Genomic DNA, 22,852 nt, shown 5'->3' with positions numbered 1-22,852 from the left:
CGGTTGCCGGAGATCGGTTCCGCACCTGAGACAATGACTTCATGGCCTCTGATCGACTCCGCGTGCTCTCCGGAATCCAGCCCACCGCAGGCTCGTTCCACCTCGGCAACTATCTCGGTGCGGTCCGCCAGTGGGTGGCGCTGCAGGAGTCCCACGACGCCTTCTACATGGTCGTGGACCTGCATGCGATCACCGTGCCGCAGGACCCGAAGGAACTCCGGGCCAACACCCGTCTCGCCGTCGCCCAGTTGCTGGCGGCCGGGCTCGACCCGGAGCGGTGCACGCTCTTCGTCCAGAGCCACGTCCCCGAACACGCCCAGCTCGGCTGGATCATGAACTGCCTCACCGGTTTCGGCGAGGCGTCCCGCATGACGCAGTTCAAGGACAAGTCCGCCAGGCAGGGTGCCGACCGGGCGACCGTGGGCCTCTTCACGTATCCGGTCCTCCAGGTCGCCGACATCCTGCTGTACCAGGCCGACCAGGTCCCGGTCGGCGAGGACCAGCGCCAGCACATCGAGCTCACCCGGGACCTCGCCGAGCGTTTCAACGGCCGTTTCGGCCAGACGTTCACCGTCCCGGCGCCGTACATCCTCAAGGAGACGGGGAAGATCTTCGACCTCCAGGATCCGGCGATCAAGATGAGCAAGTCGGCGTCCACGCCGAAGGGCCTGATCAACCTCCTCGACGACCCGAAGGTGACCGCCAAGAAGGTCAGGAGCGCGGTGACCGACACGGACACCGTGATCCGCTACGACCCGGAGAAGAAGCCCGGTGTCAGCAATCTGCTGAGCATCTGCTCCACCCTCACCGGTACCGCGGTCACCGACCTGGAACAGAAGTACGAGGGCAAGGGCTACGGCGCGCTCAAGACCGACCTCGCCGAGGTCATGGTGGAGTTCGTCACCCCGTTCCGGACCCGCACCCAGCAGTATCTGGACGACCCGGAGACCCTGGACGCCCTCCTGGCCAAGGGAGCGGAGAAGGCCAGGACCGTCGCGGCCGAGACGCTCGCCCAGACGTACGACCGGATGGGCCTTCTGCCCGCGAAGCGCTGAGTCCAAGGACCCTGGCGAGACCACGGCCGAAGGGGCCACACTGACGTCGGCACGACCGAAGAACGACGTTCGAGGATTGAGGAGAACGATGTGGGGACCGTAACGCTTGGCGTTTCGATCGCGGTCCCGGAGCCTTACGGCAGCCTGCTCCAGGAGCGGCGCGCGAGCTTCGGGGACCCTGCCGCGTACGGCATCCCCACCCACGTCACCCTTCTTCCGCCGACCGAGGCGGAGGCGGCCGACCTGCCGGCGGTCGAGACCCACCTCTCCCAGATCGCCACGGCCGGCCGCCCCTTCCCGATGCGGCTGTCCGGCACGGGCACCTTCCGTCCGCTCTCGCCGGTCGTCTACGTCCAGGTCGTCGAGGGCGCCTCGGCCTGCTCCTGGCTGCAGAAGCGGGTCCGGGAGGCTTCCGGGCCACTGGTGCGCGAGCTGCAGTTCCCGTACCACCCGCACGTCACCGTGGCGCACGGCATCGCGGAGGAGGCAATGGACCGCGCGTACCAGGAGCTGTCGTCGTACGAGGCGGCCTGGACCTGCGGTTCCTTCGCGCTGTACGAACAGGGCGCGGACGGTGTCTGGCGCAAGATCAACGAGTTCCCGTTCGGCGGAGGCGGCAGCGCCCCCGCCGTACCGGCCCAGGGCGGAAGCTCCACGGACCAGCGGTCCCTGCGCCCCTGAGCCCGGCACCGTCCTGAGCCGGCCTACCGCACCGGCAGTCGTCGGAACAGCGGACGGGGCACGTGCCGCAGCGCCGACATCACCACCCGCAGCGCCCCGGGCACCCACACCGTCTCCGAGCGCCGCCCCAGCCCCGTGACGATCGCGTCGGCGACCGCCCCGGGGGTCGTGGCCAGCGGTGCCTCCTCGCGCCCCGCCGTCATCCGCGACCGTACGAAGCCGGGGCGTACGACCATCACGTGCACCCCCGTGCCGTGCAGCGCGTCGCCGAGCCCCTGGGCGAAGGCGTCCAGCCCCGCCTTGCTGGAGCCGTAGATGAAGTCGGCGCGCCGGGCGCGCTCGCCGGCCACCGAGGAGAGCACCACCAGCGATCCGTGGCCCTGGGCCTGGAGGGCGCCGGCGCACACCAGGCCGGCGGAGACCGCCCCCGTGTAGTTGGTCTGCGCGACCCGCACCGCGGAGAGGGGCTCCTCCTCGTCGCGCGCCTGGTCGCCCAGGACGCCGAAGGCCAGCAGCACCATGTCGATGTCGTCCTCGGCGAAGAGCTTCCCGAGCGCTTCCTCGTGGGAACCGGGGTCGAGCGCGTCGAAGGCGACGGTACGGACGTCGGCGCCCAGCTCACGCAGGTCGGCCGCGGCCCGTTCCAGGGCGGGCGAGGGCCTTCCGGCCAGCCGGACGGTCCTGGTACGGCGCGCGATCAGCCGCCGCGCCGTCGCCAGGCCGATCTCCGAGGTACCGCCGAGGACGAGCAGGGACTGCGGGGCACCGAAGGCGTCCTTCACGGGATAACTCCTAGCGGGATGACTGAGAGGTACGGCGGCACGGGCGGCGCGGGACAGGAGCGCGGGACGGCGCGCCGGGCCGGAGGGAGAGGCTCTGCGCCGGACAGGGACTGATGCGCCGGACAGGGACTCATGCGCCGGACAGGGAGGCCCCAGCCGGACGAGGACACCGTGCCGACAGACATGATCGTGACGGTATCGCCCGTGAAAACCCTTTTGAGGGATTCGTTAAATGACTCACCGAAATGGGTGACCGATGATCCGGGAGGTCCCGCACATCGGTTTTCGGCGCCGGGAAGGGTACGCGTACGTCATGGACTGGCTGAAGAACCTTCCCGTCATCGGGCCGTTCGTCGCACGGCTGATGGAGACGCACGCCTGGCGTTCCTACGAGACGCTGGACCGGGTCCACTGGACCAGGCTCGCCGCGGCGATCACCTTCCTCAGCTTCCTGGCGCTCTTCCCGCTGATCGCGGTCGGGGCCGCCATCGGCGCCGCGCTGCTCACACCCGAGCAGCTCGACAAGATCGAGGACAAGCTCGCCGACCAGGTCCCCGGCATCTCGGACCAGCTCGGCATCGACAACCTCGTGGCCCATGCGGGCACGGTGGGAATCGTCGCCGGTGTGCTGCTGCTCTTCACCGGCATCGGCTGGATCGGATCGATGCGGGACTGCCTGCGCGCGGTGTGGGAGAGGGACGACGCGGACGAGGGCAATCCGGTCGTCCGCAAGCTCAAGGACGCCGGTCTGCTGCTCGGGCTCGGCGGAGCGGCGCTCGTGACACTCGCCGTGTCCACCGGCGCCTCCACGGCCATCGGCTGGACGGCCGACCGGCTGGGCATCGCCGGGAACGGCGTGGGCGGGGTGCTGCTCCAGGTGGCCGCCGTGGCCGTGGCGGTCTTCGCCGACTTCCTGATCCTGCTCTACCTGCTGACCCTGCTGCCCGGGGTGGAGCCGCCGCGGCGGCGGCTGATCGTGGCGGGCCTGGTCGGCGCGGTCGGCTTTGAACTGCTCAAGCTGCTGCTCGGCAGCTATATCCGGGACGTCGCCTCCAAGAGCATGTACGGCGCCTTCGGCGTGCCCATCGCGCTCCTCCTCTGGATCAACTTCAGCGCGAAGCTTCTCCTCGTCTGCGCCGCCTGGACGGCGACGCCGAGCAAGGGCGAGGAGAAGGTCACGGGCGAGGAGAAGGGCGCGGTGGACGGGGAGGGCGTGGACGTCAGCGACGGGGGAGGCGACGCACCAGGTCGGGCAGCGGCCAGCGGCGGTTGACCAGGAACACTCCGGCCGCCAGGACCGCCAGCACCCCGCCGACGACCGACAGGGCGGTCCAGGCCCCGCCGGAGCCGGCCGGTGCTGCCGCGGTCGCTGCGGCGGCGTGCTTCTCCTTCTCGGCCTTGTCGGCGCCCGCCGCCGGTTCGGAGCCCTTGGCGGCCACGGCGGACTTCGGCGGCACCAGCTCACCGACCGGGGTCACCTTGCCTTCGGCGGAGAAGCCCCAGTCGAGCAGGTTCGCGGCCTCCTTGTAGACGGCGTGGCTCTCCTCGGCCGACGGGTTCATGACCGTCACCAGCAGCACCTTCCCGTCGCGTTCGGCGATCCCCGTGAAGGTGTTGCCCGCGTGGGTGGTGTAGCCGTTCTTGACGCCCGCGATGCCCTGGTACGGATCCACCCCGATGTCACCGGTGATCAGCCGGTTGGTGTTCTGGATCTCGAAGCTCTTCCGCTTCTTGCCCTTCTTCTGCTCGCCGGGGAACTTCGCCGTCGCCGTCGCGGCGTACTCACGGAAGTCCGCCTTCTGCATCCCGCTCCGGGCGAACAGCGTCAGGTCGTACGCGCTGGAGACCTGGTGAGGTGCGTCGTAGCCGTCGGGGGAGACGACCGTCGTGTCCAGGGCCTGGAGCTCCTCGGCGTGACGCTGCATCGCCGCCACCGTCGCGGGCACACCGCCGTACATCTCGGAGAGCACGTGCACCGCGTCGTTGCCGGAGCGCAGGAACACGCCGAGCCACAGGTCGTGGACCGTGTAGGAGTGGTCCTCCTTGACGCCCACCAGGCTGCTGCCCTCGCCGATGTCGGCGAGCTCGTCCTCGGTCACCAGATGGGTCATGGTCTTCGGCTGCAGGGCGGGCAGGACCGTATCGGCGAAAAGCATCTTCAGCGTGGATGCGGGGGGCAGCCGCCAGTGCGCGTTGTGCGAGGCGAGCACCTGCCCGTTCTCCGCGTCGGCGACGATCCACGACCGCGCGCTGAGGCCCTTCGGCAGGACCGGGGCGCCCGGCCCCAGCTCCACCTGGGTGCCGATCTCTCCCAGCCGCGCGCCGCCCACGGTCGACATCGGACCCGTCGGCTTCGGCAGTTTGTCTTCGGTCTTGTCCTTGTCGGCGGCCCCCGCGGGACAGACGGCAGATACGGACAACAACGCGGCAGAGAGGACCGTCAGTACGGTCTTTTTCAGAGCAGGCACGATCGGAAACGTACAGGGCGTCACTGAGGATGGGGACCCGGATGGCCTGACCCGCCGTGCATACCGCCGGGACAGCCCACCCCGGGCGATCGACGGGGAAGGCGGCGGCGATACTGATTCCATGAAGCTCAGCCGCCCCGTCTCCTGGTTCCTGCTCGTCTTCGGAGCGTGGAGCTGGGTCATCTGGGTCACCTTTGTCAAGAATCTCTGGAAGGACGGCAGCGGGCTCGCGTTCGACGACGCGGGCGACCCGACTGCGTACTTCTGGGTCCATCTGCTGCTCGCCATCACCTCGTTTCTTCTGGGGACGGCTGTAGGGGTCATCGGGTTCCGCGGTGTCAGGGCTTTGCGTCACGAAGGCAGATGACGCGCCGGGCGCGGGTCGCCGTCCGGGCAGCATCGTTTCAGCGGGGGAGCGTAAGTGGTTGTGGTCTTCGTAGTCGTGGCGGTCGCGGTACTCGCGCTGCTCGCGGCCGTACACCGGTATGTGTGGCGCCGGCTGATCGGCGACACGACGCGGAAGGGCGGCCTCGCGCGCCGTGCGGGCACCGCCGCGGCCTTCGTGCTGCCGCTGCTGACCGTCGGCGCCTTCGTCTCCAGCCGTGCCGGCTTCCCCTTCTGGCTGCAGCAGGTGGTGGCCTGGCCGGGCTATCTGTGGCTGGCCGCCCTGCTCTACCTGACGCTGGCTCTGCTGGTGGGAGAGGCCGTCAGGCCGCTCCTGCGCCGGATGCTCGCCCGCCGGGCCGGAGCAGCCGCCATCCCTGCCGGGCAACCGGACACGGCTGCCGCGTCCGGGCAACCGGGCACGGCTACCGCGCACGCTGAAAGGCAGGCCGGGCGCGCCGCGCAGGCCGGACAGGCGGACCAGGAAAGCGCGACGGCCGCCCGGCAGTCGGACGTGGCCACCGCGACAGCGACCGAACCCGTCTCCCCGGCGGACGGCGGCAGCGCCCTCACGGACCTCGCGCCGCCGGAGACTCCGGCATCGTCGGTCGCCGATCCCTCGCGGCGGCTCTTCGTCGCCCGCGCCGTCGGCGGAGCGGCCGCCCTCGCAGGTCTCGGCACGGTCGGTTACGGCACCTACGGGGTGCTGCGCGGCCCCAGCACCAAGCGGATCACCATCCCGCTCGCCGGGCTGCCGCGCTCCGCCCACGGCTTCCGTATCGCCGTGGTCAGCGACATCCACCTCGGCCCCATCCTCGGCCGCGCCCACACGCGGCGGATCGTCGACGCGATCAATGCCACCGGGCCGGACCTGGTCGCCGTGGTCGGAGACCTCGTCGACGGATCCGTCGCCGATCTCGGTACCGCCGCCGAGCCCCTCGCCGGGATCGAGGCCCGCCACGGCAGCTACTTCGTCACCGGCAACCACGAGTATTTCTCCGGCGCCGCCGAATGGGTCAGTCACGTACGCGAGCTGGGTCTGCATCCGCTGGAGAACGCCCGCGTCGAGATCGCCGGCTTCGACCTCGCCGGAGTCAACGACATCGCCGGTGAGAGCGAGGGCCAGGGCCCCGACTTCGCCCGCGCACTCGGCGACCGTGACCGCAGCCGGGCGTCCGTCCTCCTCGCGCACCAGCCCGTCGTCATCGATGACGCCGTCGAGTACGGCGTCGGTCTCCAGCTCTCCGGGCATACCCACGGGGGCCAGCTCTGGCCCGGGAACCTGGTGGCCGGACTCGCCAACCCGACCGTCGCCGGGCTCGAACGCTACGGCGACACGCAGCTGTACGTCTCGCGTGGCGCGGGGGCCTGGGGGCCGCCCGTGCGCGTCGGTGCCCCCTCCGACATCACCGTGGTGGAACTCGCTTCCCCGCAGGCCTGACTCCGAAACCTGTGAACGTCCTTCCTGGCCTTCCAAATGTGAATATCGTGTGATTGGGTGAGGGCGAACATGCGGCGGTGATGTGCCTCTCTGTGCACGCGTGCCGGGGTGGGGCAAAGGGAGCACGGCACATGCGGTTCATCCGTCTGCGGATCGTCGCGATTCTGGCGGTACTGGTCATCGCGGGCGCCGGCGCCTGGCAACTGCTTCCGTCGGACCGGGCGAACGAGTCCCCGATCACGGTCGGCACGTCCGACGAGGTCACCTCGCTCGACCCGGCCGGCGCGTACGACGCCGGTTCCTGGGCCATCTACAGCAACCTCTACCAGTCCCTGATGACCTTCAGGCCCGGGGCGGTCGTACCGGAACCGGACGCCGCCGAGAGCTGCGGCTTCATCGGCCAGAAGCTCCAGACGTACCAGTGCAGGCTGCGGGACGACCTGACCTTCTCGAACGGCCGCAAGATCACGGCCGCGGACGTCAAGTACTCCTTCGAGCGCATGCTCAGGATCAAGGCCGACGTGGGCCCCTCGGTGCTGTTCCCCAGCCTCGACACCATCGTGTCCGAGGGGCGCACGATCACCTTCAACCTCTCGGCCCGGGACGCGACGTTCCCCCAGAAACTGGCCACGGGCGCCGGATCGATCGTCGACCCCGCCCAGTACCCGAAGGACAAGCTCCGCACGGACGACCAGGTCGACGGCTCGGGCCCGTACACGCTGAAGTCGTACGAGCCCGGGATCAAGGCCGAGCTGGTGCCCAATCCGGCGTACAAGGGCGCGCTGAAGAAGACGGGCGTCGCGGTCGGCATCCGCTACTTCGACGGCTCCGAGGCGCTCCAGGACGCCTGGACGGCCGGGGACGTCGACGTCACGCACCGTCAGCTCCCGCCCGAGCAGCTCGCCGAGCTCGACCCGGGCGCCACCGACCAGCGTGTCACCGAGGCGGACAGCGCCGAGATCCGCAACCTCGTCTTCAACGTCCGTGACGGCGCGCCGCTCGCCGATCGGAAGGTCCGCCAGGCCATCGCCTGGATCATCGACCGCGGGCCGCTGGTCACGAAGGTCTACCGGAACACCGTCGAGCCGCTCTACTCACTGATCCCGCAGGGCTACATCGGGCACAGCACCCCGTTCTTCGACTCCTACCCGCAGTCGGAGCCGAAGCGGGCCAGGGCGCTGATGGAGGAGGCCGGTGTGGAACTTCCGCTGCGCATCACCTTCGCCCACCGCGACGACGACGCCAACAAGGAGGAGTCCGCCGAGCTGGTCCGCCAGCTGGAGAAGGACGGGCTGTTCGAGGTCACGGAGAAGGCCGTGGAGTGGCAGGCCTTCCAGAAGGGCTACGCGGCCGGGGAGTACGACGCGTACACCGTCGGCTGGCTTCCCGACTTCCCTGACCCCGACACCTTCAGCCAGCCGCTGGTCGGCCGTGAGAACTCCCTCCACAACGGCTACACCAGCGAGAAGATGGACGCGCTCATCGCGGCCACGCAGCAGTACAGCGACCGCGGCCGGACCTCGGCCCCCTTCAAGGAACTGCAGCAGCTGGTCGGCGAGGACGTTCCGCTGATCCCGCTGTGGCAGAAGAAGGACTACGTCGTCAGCAAGCAGTCCGTGTCCGGATCCCAGTACCTCTCCGACGGCACAGGGATCTGGCGGCTGTGGGAACTCAGCTGGATCTGATGTCCGGGGCACCCGGCGCGTCGGGGGCGTCCGGGGTGTCCGTGGCTTCGGGCCCGCCCCGGTCCGGCCGTTTCGCCGTGCCGGGCATGAATTCCACCAGGACGTCGCTGACTTGCCGTACGAGCGGTCGCAGCACCCGGAAACGGGAGAGCGCGATCGCCCGTGCGGCGATCGGCGCCGTGCGCTCGACGAGCCGTCGGCTGCGTTCGGTGCCCTCGGTCCGGTCGTAGACCCAGAACAGCACCAGCCCCATCTGCATCAGCCACATCAACTGCGGCAGGAGCGCGGCAAGTTCCGGGTCGTGCTTGGTGCTGGATCCGGCCAGGCACCGCTCGTGCACGGAGATCGCGGCTTCGCGGGCGGCCACGGACTCCTCCGAGAAGGGGGAGAGCGGGCTGTCCGGGTCGGCGGCGTTCTTGAAGAACTGGGCGGCGAAGCGGTGGTACTGCTCGGCCACGTCCAGCCAGCAGAGCAGCACACCGCGGATGCGTACGCCGAGATCCGTGTCGCCTGCCAGGACCGGCCGGACCGCTGCCTCGTGCTCGGCGGCGATCCGGTCGTAGAAGCCCTGGACCAGGTGTTCCTTCGAGGAGAAGTAGTAGTAGGCGTTCCCGACGGAGACGCCGGCCTCCTGGGCGATGGCCCGCATCGTCGTCCGGTCGTACCCCCGCTCCTCGAACAGCCGGAGCGCGGTCTCCAGGATCAGCGTGCGGGTCTGCTCGCTCTTCGGGGCTTTGGCGGACCTGTCCGTCCTGCCTGCTCCGGCCGGCTTCGCCGCGTTCGCGTCAGCCACGTTCTTCTCTTCCTTCACCACGGTCCCCAGGCTATCCGGGAGATCCGCCCACAGGATCCGGCAGTCGGCAGGGCCCGTCGGCGGAGGCGCACGGCTCCGCCGTGAGGGACCGGTACTTCGCCGCGGCGAGCACCGTCGCACGGGCGAACGGACGGCCCAGGGGAGTGGTCAGCCAGTGGGCCCGGGGCCGGTGCTCGGCCAGGGCCCAGAGGCAGACGATCCAGGCGGCGCTCCCCCGGTAGACCTGCCACCGGTCCCCGACCACCGTGATCTCCTCCAGTGTCCCCGCGTGGTCGAGCCCGGGGAAGCGGTCCCTCGCCTCCTGCGAACCTGCCGGGACGAGATCGAGCGGTACGAGCTGGCGCTGCTTCTGCAGCCAGTGCCTCAGATGGACGCAGAGCGGGCACCCCGCGTCGTAGAGCACCGTGAGACGGGTGACCGGAGGGTAGGAGCCGGGGCCCGGGGCGGACGCGCGGCCTTGCGCGAGGTTGTCCGGGGTGTCCGACGTGTCCTTGGCGTCCGTCATGGCCGGCTCACCTTCCGGTGGTGGGTGCCGCCCAGGGGCCCTGGCTCCCGGGGCCCGCCCATCCCTGCGGCGGCACGGGCGGGGTCTGCTCGCGCTCCATGAGTCCGCGGCGGCGGATCTTGTTGAGCACGTAGACGTTGCCCAGGTGCATCACGCCGAGGACCAGCAGGACGACCCCGATCTTCACCGACAGCGCCTCGAAGAGCTGCCGCGCGTCGGCGACCCCGTCGGCGTTCTTCAGGTAGAGGGTCACGAAGCCCAGGTTGACCAGGTAGAAGCCGACCACCAGCAGATGGTTCACGGCGTCCGCGAGCTTGTCGTTGCCGTGGAGCACATCGGCGAGGAAGACCTTGCCGTTGCGGCTGAGCGTGCGGGCGACCCAGATGGTGAGCGCCACGCTGATGAGCAGGTAGATGACGTAGGCGAGCACAGTGAGGTCCATGCCCCACCCTCCCTTGAACGTGTTCAAAAGCTGATGTCATGACTGTAGGCCTGTCTTTGAACATGTTCAAGTGGCGCCCCGGCGCATGCCGGAACGCTGGATCGCCGCCAGTGCGGGAGGGGGTGACGCGCAATCAGCGGGTGAGGGCCTTGCTGGCTCGGCCCATGATTCGTCCGGGGCGGAGGCCGGGCAGGGGCACGGGCGGGGCGGAGGCCGGCGCTCGTTCCACCCAGGCACAGCCTGGTCGACGCCGAAGCGGAAGGCATGCCGCAGCGGCGCCTGCCCGAAGGCCGACGCGAGCGCCGCCACCGGCTGCAGCGGGTCAGAGTGACGTCGAGCTGCCAGGAACTGTCGGCGCCCGGGCGTGGAGTGGCGGTGGGACGCGCGCCTCAGCCGGTGCCCGGCGCGGGGGCCGTGAGCGGGATGCGAGCCGGCGGGAGGGACCCGGCACAGCCGCCGCTGCCGCCCTCGGGCGGCCAGGTGCGGTCATCGCGATCAGGCCGGCACGGGCCCACTCCGGGGGTGTCGGCCGCCTCGTCGGCGTCCGAGGTGATCTCGGACCGGGCCCCCGCGTGCAGGTGACTGACCGTCAGCAGGGCTCTCAGGCGCTCATCGAACGCGCGGTGTTGACCTGGGACATGACCCACTGGAAGGTCTCGGGCCCCGTCGCGGGGATCATCGTCTGGTGGTGCCGCCCGCCGCTCGTGACGGTGATCTGCACGAAGCCGGTCGTACGCTTCTCCTTCATCAGGAGGAACAGCAGGCCGATGAGGCAGAACAGCGCGAAGACGATCGCCAGCACGATGCCCACGGTCGGGATCTTCTCCTCGGTGCGCGACATGTCGGTCGCCGTCCACACCGCGCCCTTCAGCGGCAGGGTGCCGGACGGGGTCACGATGCTGTCGTTCATCACCGTGATGTCACCGAGCGAGAGCATCGGCACTCCGCCGCCACCGTGCTGGACCGGCAGGTTGAAGCCGGTCTCGGTGGGCTGGCCTGGACCCGGATAGCCGTAGCCGGGGCCGGGCTGTGCCGCGCCCTCGGGCAGCGGCTGCGGATAGCCGTACGCGGGCGGGGCGCCGGCGGCCGGGTAGCCGTAGCTCTGGCCGTCCGGCATCGTGGGCGGATTGCCCTGCGGCTGGGGCGGGCCCCACTTGTATGAGTCGTCCGCGTACGGATTCGGATCGCTCATGACGTTCCCCGTTCTCCATCAAGCAGTCTGCTCCCGGGCTGTGCTGCTACGGGAGAGGCGAGCCGGTCACCGGCTCCGGATGACCGTACCGTCCCGGCCCGCCCGATGCACCAAGAGGCCCCGCCTCCCGCACGGTCCGTGCGCGAAGCGGGGCCTTGTGGAGCAACGCGTGTGTCAGAAGCGGCGGGTGATGAGCGCGCGCTTCACTTCCTGGATCGCCTTGGTGACCTCGATGCCACGCGGGCAGGCGTCCGTGCAGTTGAACGTCGTGCGGCAACGCCACACACCGTCACGGTCGTTGAGGATCTCCAGACGCTGCTCACCGGCCTCGTCACGCGAGTCGAAGATGAAGCGGTGCGCGTTGACGATCGCCGCCGGGCCGAAGTACTGGCCGTCGTTCCAGAACACCGGGCACGAGGACGTGCACGCGGCGCACAGGATGCACTTGGTGGTGTCGTCGAAGCGCTCGCGGTCCTCGGCGGACTGCAGGCGCTCACGCGTCGGCTCGTTCCCCTTGGTGATGAGGAAGGGCATGACGTCGCGGTAGGCCTGGAAGAACGGGTCCATGTCGACCACGAGGTCCTTGAGGACCGTGAGGCCCTTGATGGCCTCGACCGTGATCGGCTTCTCCGGGTTGATGTCCTTGATCAGCGTCTTGCAGGCGAGCCTGTTCTTGCCGTTGATCCGCATCGCGTCGGAGCCGCAGATGCCGTGCGCGCAGGAGCGCCGGAAGGTCAGCGTGCCGTCCTGCTCCCACTTGATCTTGTGAAGGGCGTCGAGGACACGCTCCTTCGGGTCGATCGAGATCTGGAAGTCCTGCCACTGGACCTCGTCGGAGACCTCCGGGTTGAAGCGGCGGATCCGGAACGTGGCCGTGATGTACGGGGTGTCGCCGAATCCGGCCTCGGCCTTGTCGGTCTTTTCCAGGGTCGGGGTAGCCATCAGTACTTACGCTCCATCGGCTGGTAGCGGGTCGTGACGACCGGCTTGTAGTCGAGCCGGATCGACTCGGTGCCGTCGTCCGCGACCTCGCGGTACGCCATGGTGTGGCGCATGAAGTTGACGTCGTCGCGGTTCGGGAAGTCCTCGCGGTAGTGACCGCCGCGAGACTCCTTGCGGGCCAGCGCGGAGGTCGCCATGACCTCGGCCAGGTCGAGCAGGTTGCCCAGCTCGATGGCCTCCAGCAGGTCGGTGTTGAACCGCTTGCCCTTGTCCTGGATGGACACGTCGAGGTAGCGCGTCCGCAGTTCGGCGATCTTGTCGACCGCCGTCTTGATCGTCTGCTCGGTGCGGAACACCATCACGTTGGCGTCCATGCACTCCTGCAGCTCCGTGCGGAGCGTGTGCACCCGCTCGGTGCCCGTCGAGTTGCGCAGGCGCTCGACCTGGTCCTGGACCAGCTGTGCCGGGTTCTCGGGAAGCTCGACGAAGTCGTTCTTCGCGGAGTACTCGGCGGCGGCGATGCCCGAGCGGCGTCCGAAGACGTTGATGTCGAGCAGCGAGTTGGTGCCGAGCCGGTTGGCGCCGTGCACGGAGACACAGGCGACCTCGCCGGCGGCGTACAGGCCCGGGACGACGGTGGTGTTGTCGGCCAGCACCTCGCCCTCGACGTTGGTCGGGATGCCGCCCATGGCGTAGTGCGCGGTCGGCTGGATCGGGATCGGGTCCGTGTAGGGCTCGATGCCGAGGTACGTACGCGCGAACTCGGTGATGTCCGGGAGCTTCGCGTCCAGCTGCTCCGGCGGGAGGTGCGTGAGGTCGAGGTAGACGTGGTCGCCCTCGGGACCGCAGCCGCGGCCCTCACGGATCTCCGTGTAGATGGAGCGGGACACGACGTCACGGGACGCGAGGTCCTTCATGACCGGCGCGTACTTCTCCATGAAGCGCTCGCCGTCCTTGTTGCGGAGGATGCCGCCCTCACCACGGGCGCCCTCCGTCAGCAGGATGCCCATGCGCCAGATGCCCGTCGGGTGGAACTGGAAGAACTCCATGTCCTCCAGCGGCAGACCGCGGCGGTACGCGGCGGCCTGGCCGTCACCGGTCAGGGTGTGGGCGTTGGACGTCACCTTGAAGAACTTGCCGGTGCCGCCGGAGGCGAAGATGATCGACTTCGCCTGGAAGACGTGGATCTCGCCGGTCGCCAGCTCGTAGGCGACGACGCCCGCGGACTTCTTGACCCCGTCCACTTCCTGGAGCAGGAGGTCCAGGACGTAGAACTCGTTGAAGAACTCCACGCCCTCCTTGACGCAGTTCTGGTACAGCGTCTGGAGGATCATGTGGCCGGTGCGGTCCGAGGCGTAGCAGGACCGGCGGACCGGGGCCTCGCCGTGGCTGCGGGTGTGACCGCCGAAGCGGCGCTGGTCGATGCGGCCCTCGGGCGTCCGGTTGAACGGCAGGCCCATCTTCTCCAGGTCGAGGACGGCGTCGATGGCCTCCTTCGCGAGGATCTCGGCGGCGTCCTGGTCGACCAGGTAGTCGCCGCCCTTGATCGTGTCGAAGGTGTGCCACTCCCAGTTGTCCTCCTCCACGTTGGCGAGCGCGGCGGCCATGCCGCCCTGCGCCGCGCCCGTGTGGGAGCGGGTGGGGTAGAGCTTCGTCAGCACGGCGGTGCGGCTGCGCTTGGTCGACTCGATGGCCGCGCGCATGCCGGCGCCGCCGGCGCCGACGATGACGGTGTCGTACTTGTGGATCTGCATGGTTTCCTCTGGTCCCTCTGTCCCGGCGCCTAGCGGATGTTCGGGTCGAAGGTGAAGATCACCAGCGTGCCCAGCAGGACGGTGAACACCGTGGCGGTGTACAGGAGCATCTTCAGCCAGAAGCGGGTGTTGTCCCGTTCGGCGTAGTCGTTGATGACCGTACGGAGGCCGTTGGCGCCGTGCAGCATGGCGAGCCACAGCATCGCCAGGTCCCAGACCTGCCAGAACGGCGAGGCCCAGCGGCCGGCGACGAAGGCGAAGCCGATCTTGGACACGCCGCCGTCGAGCACCAGCTGGATCAGCAGGTGGCCGATGACGAGGACGACCAGCACGATGCCCGACAGGCGCATGAAGAGCCAGGCGTACATCTCGAAGTTCGTGCGCGAACCCTTGGGGGTCTTGCCCGTGCGCTGCCGCGGGGGCTCGATCACCGGGGCCGGGTTGTCGACGTCGTACAGGCCTGTGGCCTCGACGTCACCGATCGCGGAAGAAGAAGGTGTCTCGGTGGACATCGGCGTCAGCTCCCGAAGACTTCGCGTACGGCGTGACCGAGGACGGGGTACAGGGCCCCGACCATCAGCACGATCCAGATACCCAGGACGGTCCAGAGCATCTGCTTCTGGTAGCGCGGGCCCTTGGCCCAGAAGTCCACGGCGACGATCCGGAGACCGTTCAGCGCGTGGAAGAGGATTGCGGCCACCAGGCCGTACTCGAGCAGCGCGACGAGCGGGGTCTTGTAGGTGGCCACGACGTCGTCGTACGCCTCGGGGGAGACACGCACGAGAGCGGTGTCCAGGACGTGTACGAACAGGAAGAAGAAAATGAGGACACCGGTGACTCGATGAGCCACCCAGGACCACATGCCTTCCCGGCCGCGGTACAGCGTTCCAGCCGGCACGGAAGAACCCTCCGGGAGCGGGGATTGGGGCCGCCGGCTTGACTGTCGGTCTGACCCGGCCGGGTACGGTCCACCGGCCCTGGCCATCGTAGCGACGCTTTGTCGGTTCCATGGCGGCGGGGGCTCCGGTGTGATCAAAGCGGCAGTCAAACTGGCACGGACGGGCTACCGGGGGTCATATGCCACCGGGGGGAACGGGCCCGGCGCCAGGCCCGCCTCCGTCACCAGCTCGATGATGCGGCCCCGGGCGAGTCGGCGCATCTCCTCCGCGGTCAGGGACCGCTCCTCGTCCGGTTCGTGTGCCAGGCGGGTGCGGATGGCGGCCAGGACCTGGTTGACGTGCTGGGAGGGGTGCAGGCCGTCGAGGCAGATCACGAAGGCGTGGCCGAACCGGCTCTCGTACGCGGCGTGCGCGGCGCGCAGGGCCAGATGGGCGGCGCGGGGCGCGTCGTGGTGCAGGCAGGGAGCGCACTCCGCGGCGAGCGCCTCGGTGAGATCGGCGGGCGCGAGGTCGTACCCCGCCTCGTCGGACGCGGCGAGCAGCGTCTCCAGGTCCGGATAGGGGCGGTGGGCGGCCATCCGGTGCGCCCAGCGGTGGCTGCCGCAGCACTCCAGCAGGGCGGCTTCCGCCAGGTCAGGGGGCCAGGCGTTGAAGCGGGCGAGGCCACTCGAGTGGGCACTCGGGCGTGTGCTCACGGACACTGGTTGCGGAACGGGGGCTTTCACCGGGGCCGCCCGAAGGGTCGGGGCGGTGCCCCCGTACTGGACGGGTACGGCCGTCCGCGCGGCCTGCTGCGCCGGTTTCGGCAGGTCGACGTGGGGCTCGCTGGACCTGGACAGCGGGACTCCTCGAATGAATGACATCTGTGACCCTGGAGAGGGGTCGGAGAGCTACGAGGTTGCGCGGGGTGGGAGTGAAGACTGGTTCCTGTGTCCGTCACGCTAGCGAGACGGAACGACGCGCAAGCCAAGGACGCGAGAAATTCACCCGCACGGGAGAGTTTCGGAACGCTTGATGGACGAATAAGCGGGGGAAATGCCCGGTTTTCTCATCTTCTTTGAACTGTTTCTCCCCCGATCCGGAGGTTTCTGACCGATGTCGCCCTCACGTGCACCCCTGGTCGCCGGCGCCGCCGTCGCGGTGGCAGCCGCCGTCACCCTCACCGTCGTCGTCTGGCCCGAGGACTCCGGCCCCGGCGCGGGGAACGGCGCGTCGGCGTCGTCCCGCACCTCCGCCTCGCCCTCGCCCACCCGGAGCTACCCCCTCTCCACGACGCCGCGGACGATACCCGCCGTCCGGGAGCACACCGCCGCGCGCGGGCCGGGCTGGAAACCGGCCAAGGACAGTTCCGTCGTCGCGGCAGACCCCGAGCTCGCCGACGAGGCGAAGCTGCTCGCCGAGGAGCTGAAGATCGGTTACCGGGGCGAGAAGGCCGCCCGTTCCGGCGACGTCGAGCTGGCGATCGCGGCCCCGGGCAAGGGCGACCCGGAGTCGTACACCCTGAAGACGGCGGACAACCGGGTGACGATCAGCGGCCCCGGCGAGGCGGGCGTCTTCTACGGGACCCGCACCCTCAAGCAGTCGCTGAACGCCGACGACACCGTGCCCGAGGGCGTCGTGCGCGACACCCCGGACCGGCCCCAGCGCGGCCTCAACCTCGACATAGCCCGCAAGCACTACTCCGCGGACTGGATCGAGAACCGGCTGCACGAGATGGCCGACCTCAAGCTCAACCAGCTGGGCCTGCACTTCTCCGACGACCAGGCCTTCCGGATCGAGTCCGACACCCACCCCGAGGTCGTCTCCGACGAGCACCTGACCAAGGCCGAGGTCCGCCGGATCGTGAAGCTCGCGCAGAGTCTCCACATCACCGTCGTCGGCGAGATCGACTCCCCCGGACACCTCGGCGCCGTCCTACGCGCGCACCCCGACCTCCAGCTGCGCAACACCCAGGGCGTGGCCCGCCAGGGCGCCATCGACATCTCGGAGCCGGAGGCGGCGGAGATCGTCGACGACCTGCTGAAGGAGTACGCCGAGCTCTTCCCCGGCGACTGGTTCCACGTCGGAGCGGACGAGTACCAGGCGCTCACGGTCAGCAGCCCGCAGGCCTCCTACCCGCAGCTCGCCGCGGCCGCCCGGCAGAAGTACGGCGCCGACGCCACCGTCCAGGACCTCACGGAGGGCTGGCTGAACGACCGCGCCGCGGTCATCCGTGAGGCGGAGAAGATCCCCAAGGCGTGGAACGACGGCTTCTTCAGCGGCGGCACGGTCACCGCGGACAAGGGCATCGAGGTGGAGTACTGGACGGGCAAGGAGATCGGAGCCCGTCCGCCCCAGGACTACCTGGCCGAGGGCCGCAAGGTGGTCAACCTCAACGACGAGTACCTCTACTACGTCCTCGGCGAGCCCAACGACTTCATCTACCCGACGGGCGAGCGGATCTACGAGCAGTGGACCCCGTTCGTCCTGCGCGGCACCGAGCCGGTGGCCGAGCGCTACTCGAAGCAGATCCTGGGCGGCCGGTTCGCGGTCTGGGGCGACCTGCCGAACGCGCAGACGCAGGAGCAGGTGGCCGAAGGGATCCGGATGCCGCTCAACGCGGTCTCCCAGAAGCTGTGGGACCCGCGCGAGCCGAAGCTGACCTGGGCGCAGTTCCAGAAGCTGGCTGACGAGACCGGCTGAGCCGTGTCCGGGTGATCCCACCGAAGGAAATTGCCGCGCCCCCTCCCCGGGAGGGGGCGCGGCGGTGCCCCGTCCGGATCGACCCGTTCTCGCGCTTCCCGGGCTGCCGGGGAGGGAAGAATGGCAGCCCGGACCGCGGGGGGAGCACGGCGTGGGTTTCTGGGGCTGTTATCTGGTGGGCCGCAGCGGTGAGCCGCTCATCGGCCACCCCGCGCTGCGGGACTCGCGCGAGCGTCTGACGCTGCGGGAGTACCGCGCGGACGGCTGGCAGGTCTGGTCCCATCCCACCGAACCCCCGCTCGGCAGCATGACCGCGCTCGCCGGCGCCGCACGGGCGCCGGTCCTCCTCGGCTTCGTCATGGACGGTGCCTGTGTGGCAGTCGAGGCGGCGGCACCGCACAGCGGGTCCTGGTACGCCTGCCTGGGCAGGGCGCCGATGGCCGCGCTCCTCGACGGGGGCGGTGCGACGGTCGAGGACCTCTTCCTGCCACCCGAGGACGCGGCGGCCCGAGCCGTCCGCTGGGCGGCGGAAACCGGCCAGGACGTCCGGGAGGGGCCGCTGCTCGAACTGCTGCGGATCGAGCAGCCGGAGTGGTCCGCAGAGGAACTATTCTTCGCTTTCCTGGACCGACTGGGCGTCGAGGGCCTGCCCGGCTGAGTCCTGCTGCGATCTCCCATGTCGGGAGAGTGACGTTTTTCAGCCATCTGGCGCTGTACGCGGTAAGCGGTGACGGGAGCGGTGCGCTCCCTGGGGACCGAGGGCCGATATGCCGATGGGGGTGGCGTCGATGAGCCTGCTGGAACTGCTCGCGCGTGCCGACGAGCGAGGTCTGGCGGCGAGCGCGGTCGCCTGTCTGGACCGCTGTCTTCCGCCGCCGGACGACGAGAGCGATCCGGAGCCGCTGCGCCCGCTCTGGCCGGGCTGCGAGAGCGGCGCGGAATGGGCCGCCCGGCTCGACGCCGTGCACGCGGCACTGGAGGGTGCCGCCGGGACGAACGCCCAAGCGGCCCGCGTACGTACGCTGCTCGGCGGCGCGCCCAGGGACTTCGCCGCCGGTCCGCTGCGCGCCTGGGCGGACGCCTGCTCGCTCCTCGCGCTGGACGTGCACCGGGAGTTCGACTTCCCGGCCCTAGACGACACGGCGGCGTTCCTGCGCTGCCGGGGCGGTGAGGCCGAGGGGGCGGGTCCGCTCGTGACGGGAGAACTCCTGCGGCAGGCCGAGATCCTGGAGACCCTCGCCGGCAGCACCGGACCCGTGGGCGGCGGAGCGGCCCTGCGGAGGGTCCTGGATCTGTCGACCGAGGGCCGTCGGGTGCTGCGCGCGGTGATGTCCCGCCGCGCTCGCGGCCGTGGCAGGGCCGACGACGCGAACCCGTAGGGGATGACAGGGAGAGGGGGAGGACGACCGGGGCCGTCACCCCTGGCCGCACTGGGCCGTCATGGCGTTCTGACTTGCAGCTTTGCGTCCACTCCGCCCGGCTCCCGCATGGATCCAGCCACGAACGGGTCACCCGTCAGCGCCACGTCAGCACACTGTGCTTGTCTGGCATCAACCGGTGTGCCCCCGCAGTGCGTCGATCGTGCCTAACCAGGCGCGGCGGCCATGCCGGATCGAAGGCGAGGGGCCACGCGCCGGCACGGACAGATGACGAGAGAGGAGCCGCCGGATGGACGTCACCGACCCTTCGGGAACGACTGCCGAATACGAGAACACGGTCTTGGCAGACGCGGGAACCCGGCGTGACGCGGGGTTCGCGGATGTGAGTGCGGCGATGCGCGAGGCAGCGGTGGGAAGACTGCCGTTGCGCCGCGGAGTTGATCTCGACCTGGAAAGTCTGGCCCGGGAAGCGGGCGTGGACCCGAGTGATGCCCGCAAGGCGTATCCCGGTGAGTGGGACCTGCTGACCGATCTCGTGCTGAGCGCGTACAACGCGATGGGTGACGCAGCCGAGCGGCAGTCGAGCGGTCCCGCCGACACCATCGGCTCCGCTTCCGCCCCCTCGGAGAGCTACCTGGCCCGATGGGTCGAGGTCTGCCTGAACGTCCGGCGGTGGGCCCTTGACCACCCTGACGAGTACGCGCTGATCTGGGCAGCCCCGGTGCCCGGTTACAGCGCTCCCCCCGAGACGATGGCGGCGGGCGCGCGGACGGTCCTGGCTCTGCTGGCGACACTGCATCAGGCGAAGGAAGCCGGTGTTCTCGCTCCCCATGCCGAAGATCCGGCACTGTCCGAGGGCATGCGCCGGAATGTGGAGCCGCTGACGGCAGGTCTGCTCGCGGGACTGCCGGACCCCGTGGTCACGCGGATGCTCACTGCCTGGACCCAACTGCACGGCATGCTCGGATTCGAGGCGTACGGGCACATCGCCGGTGTCGCCGCCGATCCGGAAGCGTTCTTCGTCCACGCGGCGACAGCCATGGGCGTGCACGTGGGACTGCCCCGTTCCTGAACCCCGCTACTCACGCCGTCTGCTGGCGCGTCGGTCACGCAAGAGGTCCAGGCGCGATGTGACTGCCGCGCGGAGAGGTGCATTCCTGAAGGACGACCGGGGCCGCCACCCCTGGCCCGGCAGAGCCATAGGTGGCCTCCGGACAGGCGTTCTGTCGTCCTGGCAGAGGTTGTCGATCGCCGCCCGGACAGGTCTCCATCTGGACGTTTCTGACTGTTCCCGGCAGCTGTCGGCCACGCGTCGGCCATGGCGCCCAACCGTCGGGCCGGCCGCTGAAGGCTGTCGCGCCGGCGGTCGACAGCCCGCCAATCGGGGCGGCCTGCGTGGAGGCCGAGAAGTACGTGGTGCAGGACGGCGACACGGTGGAGTTCCGCCTCACTGTGCGATCCATCGCGGGAAAGCGCGTCGCCGGTCGCGCTGCCTGTGGCGACTTCTCCCCATGGGGCGAGGTCGGTCTTCCTCCGCGCCGTCGGCCTGGAGCGCGCGCCGCGCCGGCCACGCGCTGGTCGTTCAGGCGTCCCGACGCCCACGTTCTGCCAGGGCAGACGGGTAAGCGGAACGACGGCCGGGGCCGCCACCCCCCACAGGAGAGGCCCCGGCCGTCTTCCGCGGGGCCGCAGAGCGACCCCGTATACATGTCAGCGCCGCGGGTGCGTTTTCTGTCACACCGCTGTGCGTCAGGAGACAGTTGCAGGTTGTACAAGTCATGGACGTGGCACCGTCCCACCACGTAGCGTGCTGAGTCGCGCAGAGTGGCGCAGTAGTGGTGACCAGCCACGATTCGGATCAGCAGGGCGGGTTGAGGGAGTGCTGGGGGACGACGCGGAGCTGACCGCCGCGGTGCTCGCGGCACAGGACGGGGACGAGGACGCCTTCCGGACTGTGTACCGCGCCGTGCACCCACGGCTGCTCGGCTACATACGGACGCTGGTCGGTGAACCGGACTCCGAGGACGTGGCGTCCGAGTCCTGGCTGCAGATCGCGCGTGACCTCGACCGGTTCAGCGGGGACGCCGACCGGTTCCGGGGCTGGGCGGCCCGGATAGCGCGCAACCGCTCGCTCGACCACATACGGATGCGGGGCAGGCGCCCGGCGATCGGCGGCGACGAGACCGAACTGGCCGGGGAGGCCGCCGAGTCCGACACGGCGGGCGAGGCACTGGAGTCGCTGGCCACCGGACGGGCGATGTCGCTCATCGCGCAACTTCCCCAGGACCAGGCGGAGGCGGTCGTGCTCCGCGTGGTGATCGGCCTCGACGCGAAGAGCGCGGCCCGGACCCTGGGCAAGCGCCCCGGCGCGGTGCGCACCGCCGCCCACCGCGGACTGAAGAGGCTGGCGGAGCTGGTCGGAGCCGACCAGAGTCCGGAGGACGGGATTCCGGCGATCGCCGCGGAACTCGGCGCCGTACCGCAGCAACGCCCCGGCCGTCAGGGTGGCGTGACGCCCGCCGGTGTGACGCATTCGCGTCCGTGGACGCAGAAGGACATGTGATGGCCGACGAGCAGCACCAGTGGCTTGACGCGGACGTGGCGGAGCTGTTGCTCCGCGGCGAACCCGTCGAGGCAGTCGGCGATCACGTGAGAACCGAGGCCCGGCGGCTCGAGGCGGCGCTGCTCGCGCTGCGGGCCCCGCGCCCGTCCGGTGACGAACTGCCCGGCGAGGCGGCCGTGCTGGCGGCCTTCCGCGAGGCTTCCCGGGGCGCGGAGCGGGCAGGCCGTACCGGCCCCGCCGCGCAGCAGGACGCGCTGCACTCCGTACGGATCGGAGCGGAGCCCACGGCCCCGCGCCGGCGTCCGCGCTGGACCCGTCCGGCGCGATACGGCCTTGCCGTCTCGCTCGCAGGGTGCGCGCTCGGCGGGGTGGCGGTCGCAGCGGGCACGGGGATGCTGCCCGCACCGTTCGGCGGCCACGAATCGCCGCTTCCGGCCGCCTCCGTCTCGGCGGCCGCGTCCCCCGAGAGGCTGGAAGACGACGTGCCCGGCACCGGTGCGCCTTCGCCGTCGTCCTCCGTCCCGCCCGGTCCGCCCGGCTCGCCGGCGGCTTCGGACGCGCCGGAAGCCGGGACGGAGCGGAGCGGTGCGCCCACCGGGCAGGAGGGCGGCGGCACGGCCGGACCCGAGGACGGCGACCGGGAGACCGGCACCGACGGCCCCCGGGGCGGCACGGAGGGCCGCGAGGTGCCCGAGGGCTCCCCGGCCGAGGTGTACAAGAAGTCGGTCAGGGCCTGCCTCGCCTACCGCAAGGACGGTCTGAGCCAGGAGGACGAGCGCCGGCTCCTGGAACTGGCGGACGGTGAGGACAACCTGGACCGCTTCTGCGACCGCCTCCTGGACCCGGAGGACCGCAGCGGCGGGACCGGTACCGGTACCGGTGGAGACGGCCCGGGCGGCGGCAGGGAGAACAGCGGTGAGACCGGGCTCGACGGTGAGGGCTCCCTTCCCCCGGTCACCTTCCGCACACCGGCCGCGGTGAGCACGCGGGACGGTGCGCGGCAGAGCGGTGCCGCCCCCCTGCCGACGGCCGGACCCACGGCGAGCTCGGCGTCCGGCCTGGCCCCGGCAACGCGCTGACCTGCAGATATGCATCGGCTGTAACGTTCTTCAGCGGACCGGCGCAGTAGTGAGTGCCGACTGGTCATCGGCAGCGCAAGGAGCCGGGGTTCCCCCCGTACCTTC

General features: G+C 70.2%; 23 protein-coding genes. 12 read left to right on the top strand and 11 right to left on the bottom strand.

The genetic code is table 11. The annotated features are described in order from the left end of the window. Positions 1–41: 41 nt before the first annotated feature. Positions 42–1,055 carry a tryptophan--tRNA ligase gene (gene trpS, locus BFF76_RS11640; RefSeq protein ID WP_065848150.1) on the top strand — a complete coding sequence of 338 codons (1,014 nt, stop codon included), beginning with the start codon at positions 42–44 and terminating at the stop codon, positions 1,053–1,055. Between the two features lie 90 nt (positions 1,056–1,145). Beyond that, positions 1,146–1,736 carry a 2'-5' RNA ligase family protein gene (locus BFF76_RS11635; RefSeq protein ID WP_031096582.1) on the top strand — a complete coding sequence of 197 codons (591 nt, stop codon included), beginning with the start codon at positions 1,146–1,148 and terminating at the stop codon, positions 1,734–1,736. Positions 1,737–1,759: 23 nt separating this feature from the next. Here the strand turns inward: BFF76_RS11635 and BFF76_RS11630 are convergent, their stop codons facing one another. Next, positions 1,760–2,518 carry a decaprenylphospho-beta-D-erythro-pentofuranosid-2-ulose 2-reductase gene (locus BFF76_RS11630; RefSeq protein ID WP_031096583.1) on the bottom strand — a complete coding sequence of 253 codons (759 nt, stop codon included), beginning with the start codon at positions 2,516–2,518 and terminating at the stop codon, positions 1,760–1,762. Positions 2,519–2,831: 313 nt separating this feature from the next. Here BFF76_RS11630 and BFF76_RS11625 point away from each other — a divergent pair, with 313 nt between their 5' ends. Further along, entirely contained in the window at positions 2,832–3,791 is a 960-nt protein-coding gene (locus BFF76_RS11625) for a YihY/virulence factor BrkB family protein (protein ID WP_053930408.1), read from the top strand. Here BFF76_RS11625 and BFF76_RS11620 read toward each other — a convergent pair. Beyond that, positions 3,739–4,986, bottom strand: coding sequence for a D-alanyl-D-alanine carboxypeptidase family protein (locus BFF76_RS11620; RefSeq protein WP_053930315.1), 1,248 nt, complete (start codon positions 4,984–4,986; stop codon positions 3,739–3,741). The genes BFF76_RS11625 and BFF76_RS11620 overlap by 53 nt on opposite strands. A gap of 121 nt (positions 4,987–5,107) precedes the next feature. Between BFF76_RS11620 and BFF76_RS33685 the strand changes: the two genes are divergently transcribed. The 3 genes from BFF76_RS33685 (at position 5,108) to BFF76_RS11605 (ending at position 8,496) form a co-directional block, all read left to right on the top strand. Further along, positions 5,108–5,353, top strand: a complete 246-nt coding sequence (locus BFF76_RS33685) for an SCO4848 family membrane protein (RefSeq protein WP_031096590.1) — start codon at positions 5,108–5,110, stop codon at positions 5,351–5,353. Positions 5,354–5,407: 54 nt separating this feature from the next. Continuing rightward, positions 5,408–6,811 (top strand): metallophosphoesterase, encoded by a 1,404-nt coding sequence (locus BFF76_RS11610; RefSeq protein WP_065848149.1) that lies wholly within the window; start codon positions 5,408–5,410, stop codon positions 6,809–6,811. A 131-nt stretch (positions 6,812–6,942) separates the two neighbouring features. After that, a complete protein-coding gene (locus BFF76_RS11605; RefSeq protein WP_031096594.1) occupies positions 6,943–8,496 on the top strand; it encodes an ABC transporter substrate-binding protein in 1,554 nt (517 codons plus the stop codon). Here the strand turns inward: BFF76_RS11605 and BFF76_RS11600 are convergent. The 9 genes from BFF76_RS11600 to BFF76_RS11560 all read right to left on the bottom strand — a co-directional run bounded on the left by BFF76_RS11600 (position 8,483) and on the right by BFF76_RS11560 (position 15,739). Further along, entirely contained in the window at positions 8,483–9,310 is an 828-nt protein-coding gene (locus tag BFF76_RS11600) for a TetR/AcrR family transcriptional regulator (protein ID WP_051834685.1), read from the bottom strand. The two genes, BFF76_RS11605 and BFF76_RS11600, sit on opposite strands and share 14 nt — an antisense overlap. Before the next feature lie 10 nt (positions 9,311–9,320). Beyond that, positions 9,321–9,815, bottom strand: coding sequence for a thiol-disulfide oxidoreductase DCC family protein (locus tag BFF76_RS11595; RefSeq protein WP_078850680.1), 495 nt, complete (start codon positions 9,813–9,815; stop codon positions 9,321–9,323). A gap of 7 nt (positions 9,816–9,822) precedes the next feature. Beyond that, positions 9,823–10,257 (bottom strand): hypothetical protein, encoded by a 435-nt coding sequence (locus BFF76_RS11590; protein WP_031096599.1) that lies wholly within the window; start codon positions 10,255–10,257, stop codon positions 9,823–9,825. Positions 10,258–10,858: 601 nt separating this feature from the next. Beyond that, entirely contained in the window at positions 10,859–11,449 is a 591-nt protein-coding gene (locus tag BFF76_RS11585) for a hypothetical protein (protein ID WP_031096601.1), read from the bottom strand. A 174-nt stretch (positions 11,450–11,623) separates the two neighbouring features. Beyond that, a complete protein-coding gene (locus BFF76_RS11580; protein ID WP_031096603.1) occupies positions 11,624–12,391 on the bottom strand; it encodes a succinate dehydrogenase iron-sulfur subunit in 768 nt (255 codons plus the stop codon). Then, a complete protein-coding gene (gene sdhA, locus BFF76_RS11575) occupies positions 12,391–14,145 on the bottom strand; it encodes a succinate dehydrogenase flavoprotein subunit (protein ID WP_053930318.1) in 1,755 nt (584 codons plus the stop codon). Before sdhA ends, BFF76_RS11580 begins: the two co-directional genes overlap by 1 nt. Before the next feature lie 29 nt (positions 14,146–14,174). Further along, a complete protein-coding gene (locus BFF76_RS11570) occupies positions 14,175–14,657 on the bottom strand; it encodes a succinate dehydrogenase hydrophobic membrane anchor subunit (RefSeq protein WP_053930319.1) in 483 nt (160 codons plus the stop codon). Positions 14,658–14,662: 5 nt separating this feature from the next. After that, positions 14,663–15,043, bottom strand: a complete 381-nt coding sequence (sdhC, locus tag BFF76_RS11565) for a succinate dehydrogenase, cytochrome b556 subunit (RefSeq protein WP_014154475.1) — start codon at positions 15,041–15,043, stop codon at positions 14,663–14,665. Positions 15,044–15,208: 165 nt separating this feature from the next. After that, on the bottom strand, positions 15,209–15,739 hold the full coding sequence (locus BFF76_RS11560) for a 2-oxo-4-hydroxy-4-carboxy-5-ureidoimidazoline decarboxylase (RefSeq protein ID WP_234351867.1): 531 nt from the start codon (positions 15,737–15,739) through the stop codon (positions 15,209–15,211). A 400-nt stretch (positions 15,740–16,139) separates the two neighbouring features. On the opposite strand from BFF76_RS11560, the gene BFF76_RS11555 reads away from it, so the two are divergent. The 6 genes from BFF76_RS11555 to BFF76_RS11530 all read left to right on the top strand — a co-directional run bounded on the left by BFF76_RS11555 (position 16,140) and on the right by BFF76_RS11530 (position 22,747). Continuing rightward, complete coding sequence (locus BFF76_RS11555) at positions 16,140–17,726, top strand: family 20 glycosylhydrolase (protein WP_065848148.1); 1,587 nt, start codon at positions 16,140–16,142, stop codon at positions 17,724–17,726. Between the two features lie 151 nt (positions 17,727–17,877). Then, positions 17,878–18,384 carry a hypothetical protein gene (locus BFF76_RS11550; protein ID WP_065848147.1) on the top strand — a complete coding sequence of 169 codons (507 nt, stop codon included), beginning with the start codon at positions 17,878–17,880 and terminating at the stop codon, positions 18,382–18,384. Between the two features lie 130 nt (positions 18,385–18,514). After that, on the top strand, positions 18,515–19,105 hold the full coding sequence (locus BFF76_RS11545; protein ID WP_031096613.1) for a hypothetical protein: 591 nt from the start codon (positions 18,515–18,517) through the stop codon (positions 19,103–19,105). 289 nt (positions 19,106–19,394) lie between these two features. Then, positions 19,395–20,177, top strand: a complete 783-nt coding sequence (locus BFF76_RS11540) for a TetR-like C-terminal domain-containing protein (protein WP_208604839.1) — start codon at positions 19,395–19,397, stop codon at positions 20,175–20,177. Positions 20,178–20,984: 807 nt separating this feature from the next. After that, positions 20,985–21,668: an RNA polymerase sigma factor gene (locus BFF76_RS11535; protein ID WP_031096619.1), complete on the top strand. Its 684-nt coding sequence runs from the start codon at positions 20,985–20,987 to the stop codon at positions 21,666–21,668. Further along, the gene (locus BFF76_RS11530; protein ID WP_065848146.1) at positions 21,668–22,747 is read left to right on the top strand and encodes a hypothetical protein; all 1,080 of its coding nucleotides are present in this window, start codon (positions 21,668–21,670) and stop codon (positions 22,745–22,747) included. Before BFF76_RS11535 ends, BFF76_RS11530 begins: the two co-directional genes overlap by 1 nt. Positions 22,748–22,852 lie beyond the last annotated feature (105 nt).

Source organism: Streptomyces mutomycini, assembly GCF_001700505.1.
GTDB classification, from domain to species: Bacteria; Actinomycetota; Actinomycetes; order Streptomycetales; family Streptomycetaceae; genus Streptomyces; species Streptomyces mutomycini.
The sequence above is the reverse complement of the archived record's forward strand: the minus strand, read 5'-3'. Positions and strand labels throughout refer to the sequence as shown.

Excerpts from the sequence above, each read along its gene's own strand:
- BFF76_RS11590 (WP_031096599.1), bottom strand. The coding sequence starts at position 10,257 with ATGGACCTCACTGTGCTCGCCTACGTCATCTACCTGCTCATCAGCGTG.
- BFF76_RS11605 (WP_031096594.1), top strand. The coding sequence starts at position 6,943 with ATGCGGTTCATCCGTCTGCGGATCGTCGCGATTCTGGCGGTACTGGTC.
- BFF76_RS11595 (WP_078850680.1), bottom strand. The coding sequence starts at position 9,815 with ATGACGGACGCCAAGGACACGTCGGACACCCCGGACAACCTCGCGCAA.
- trpS (WP_065848150.1), top strand. The coding sequence starts at position 42 with ATGGCCTCTGATCGACTCCGCGTGCTCTCCGGAATCCAGCCCACCGCA.
- BFF76_RS11570 (WP_053930319.1), bottom strand. The coding sequence starts at position 14,657 with ATGTCCACCGAGACACCTTCTTCTTCCGCGATCGGTGACGTCGAGGCC.
- sdhA (WP_053930318.1), bottom strand. The coding sequence starts at position 14,145 with ATGCAGATCCACAAGTACGACACCGTCATCGTCGGCGCCGGCGGCGCC.
- BFF76_RS11545 (WP_031096613.1), top strand. The coding sequence starts at position 18,515 with ATGAGCCTGCTGGAACTGCTCGCGCGTGCCGACGAGCGAGGTCTGGCG.
- BFF76_RS11625 (WP_053930408.1), top strand. The coding sequence starts at position 2,832 with ATGGACTGGCTGAAGAACCTTCCCGTCATCGGGCCGTTCGTCGCACGG.
- BFF76_RS11580 (WP_031096603.1), bottom strand. The coding sequence starts at position 12,391 with ATGGCTACCCCGACCCTGGAAAAGACCGACAAGGCCGAGGCCGGATTC.
- BFF76_RS11530 (WP_065848146.1), top strand. The coding sequence starts at position 21,668 with ATGGCCGACGAGCAGCACCAGTGGCTTGACGCGGACGTGGCGGAGCTG.
- BFF76_RS11555 (WP_065848148.1), top strand. The coding sequence starts at position 16,140 with ATGTCGCCCTCACGTGCACCCCTGGTCGCCGGCGCCGCCGTCGCGGTG.
- BFF76_RS11540 (WP_208604839.1), top strand. The coding sequence starts at position 19,395 with ATGGACGTCACCGACCCTTCGGGAACGACTGCCGAATACGAGAACACG.
- BFF76_RS33685 (WP_031096590.1), top strand. The coding sequence starts at position 5,108 with ATGAAGCTCAGCCGCCCCGTCTCCTGGTTCCTGCTCGTCTTCGGAGCG.
- BFF76_RS11585 (WP_031096601.1), bottom strand. The coding sequence starts at position 11,449 with ATGAGCGATCCGAATCCGTACGCGGACGACTCATACAAGTGGGGCCCG.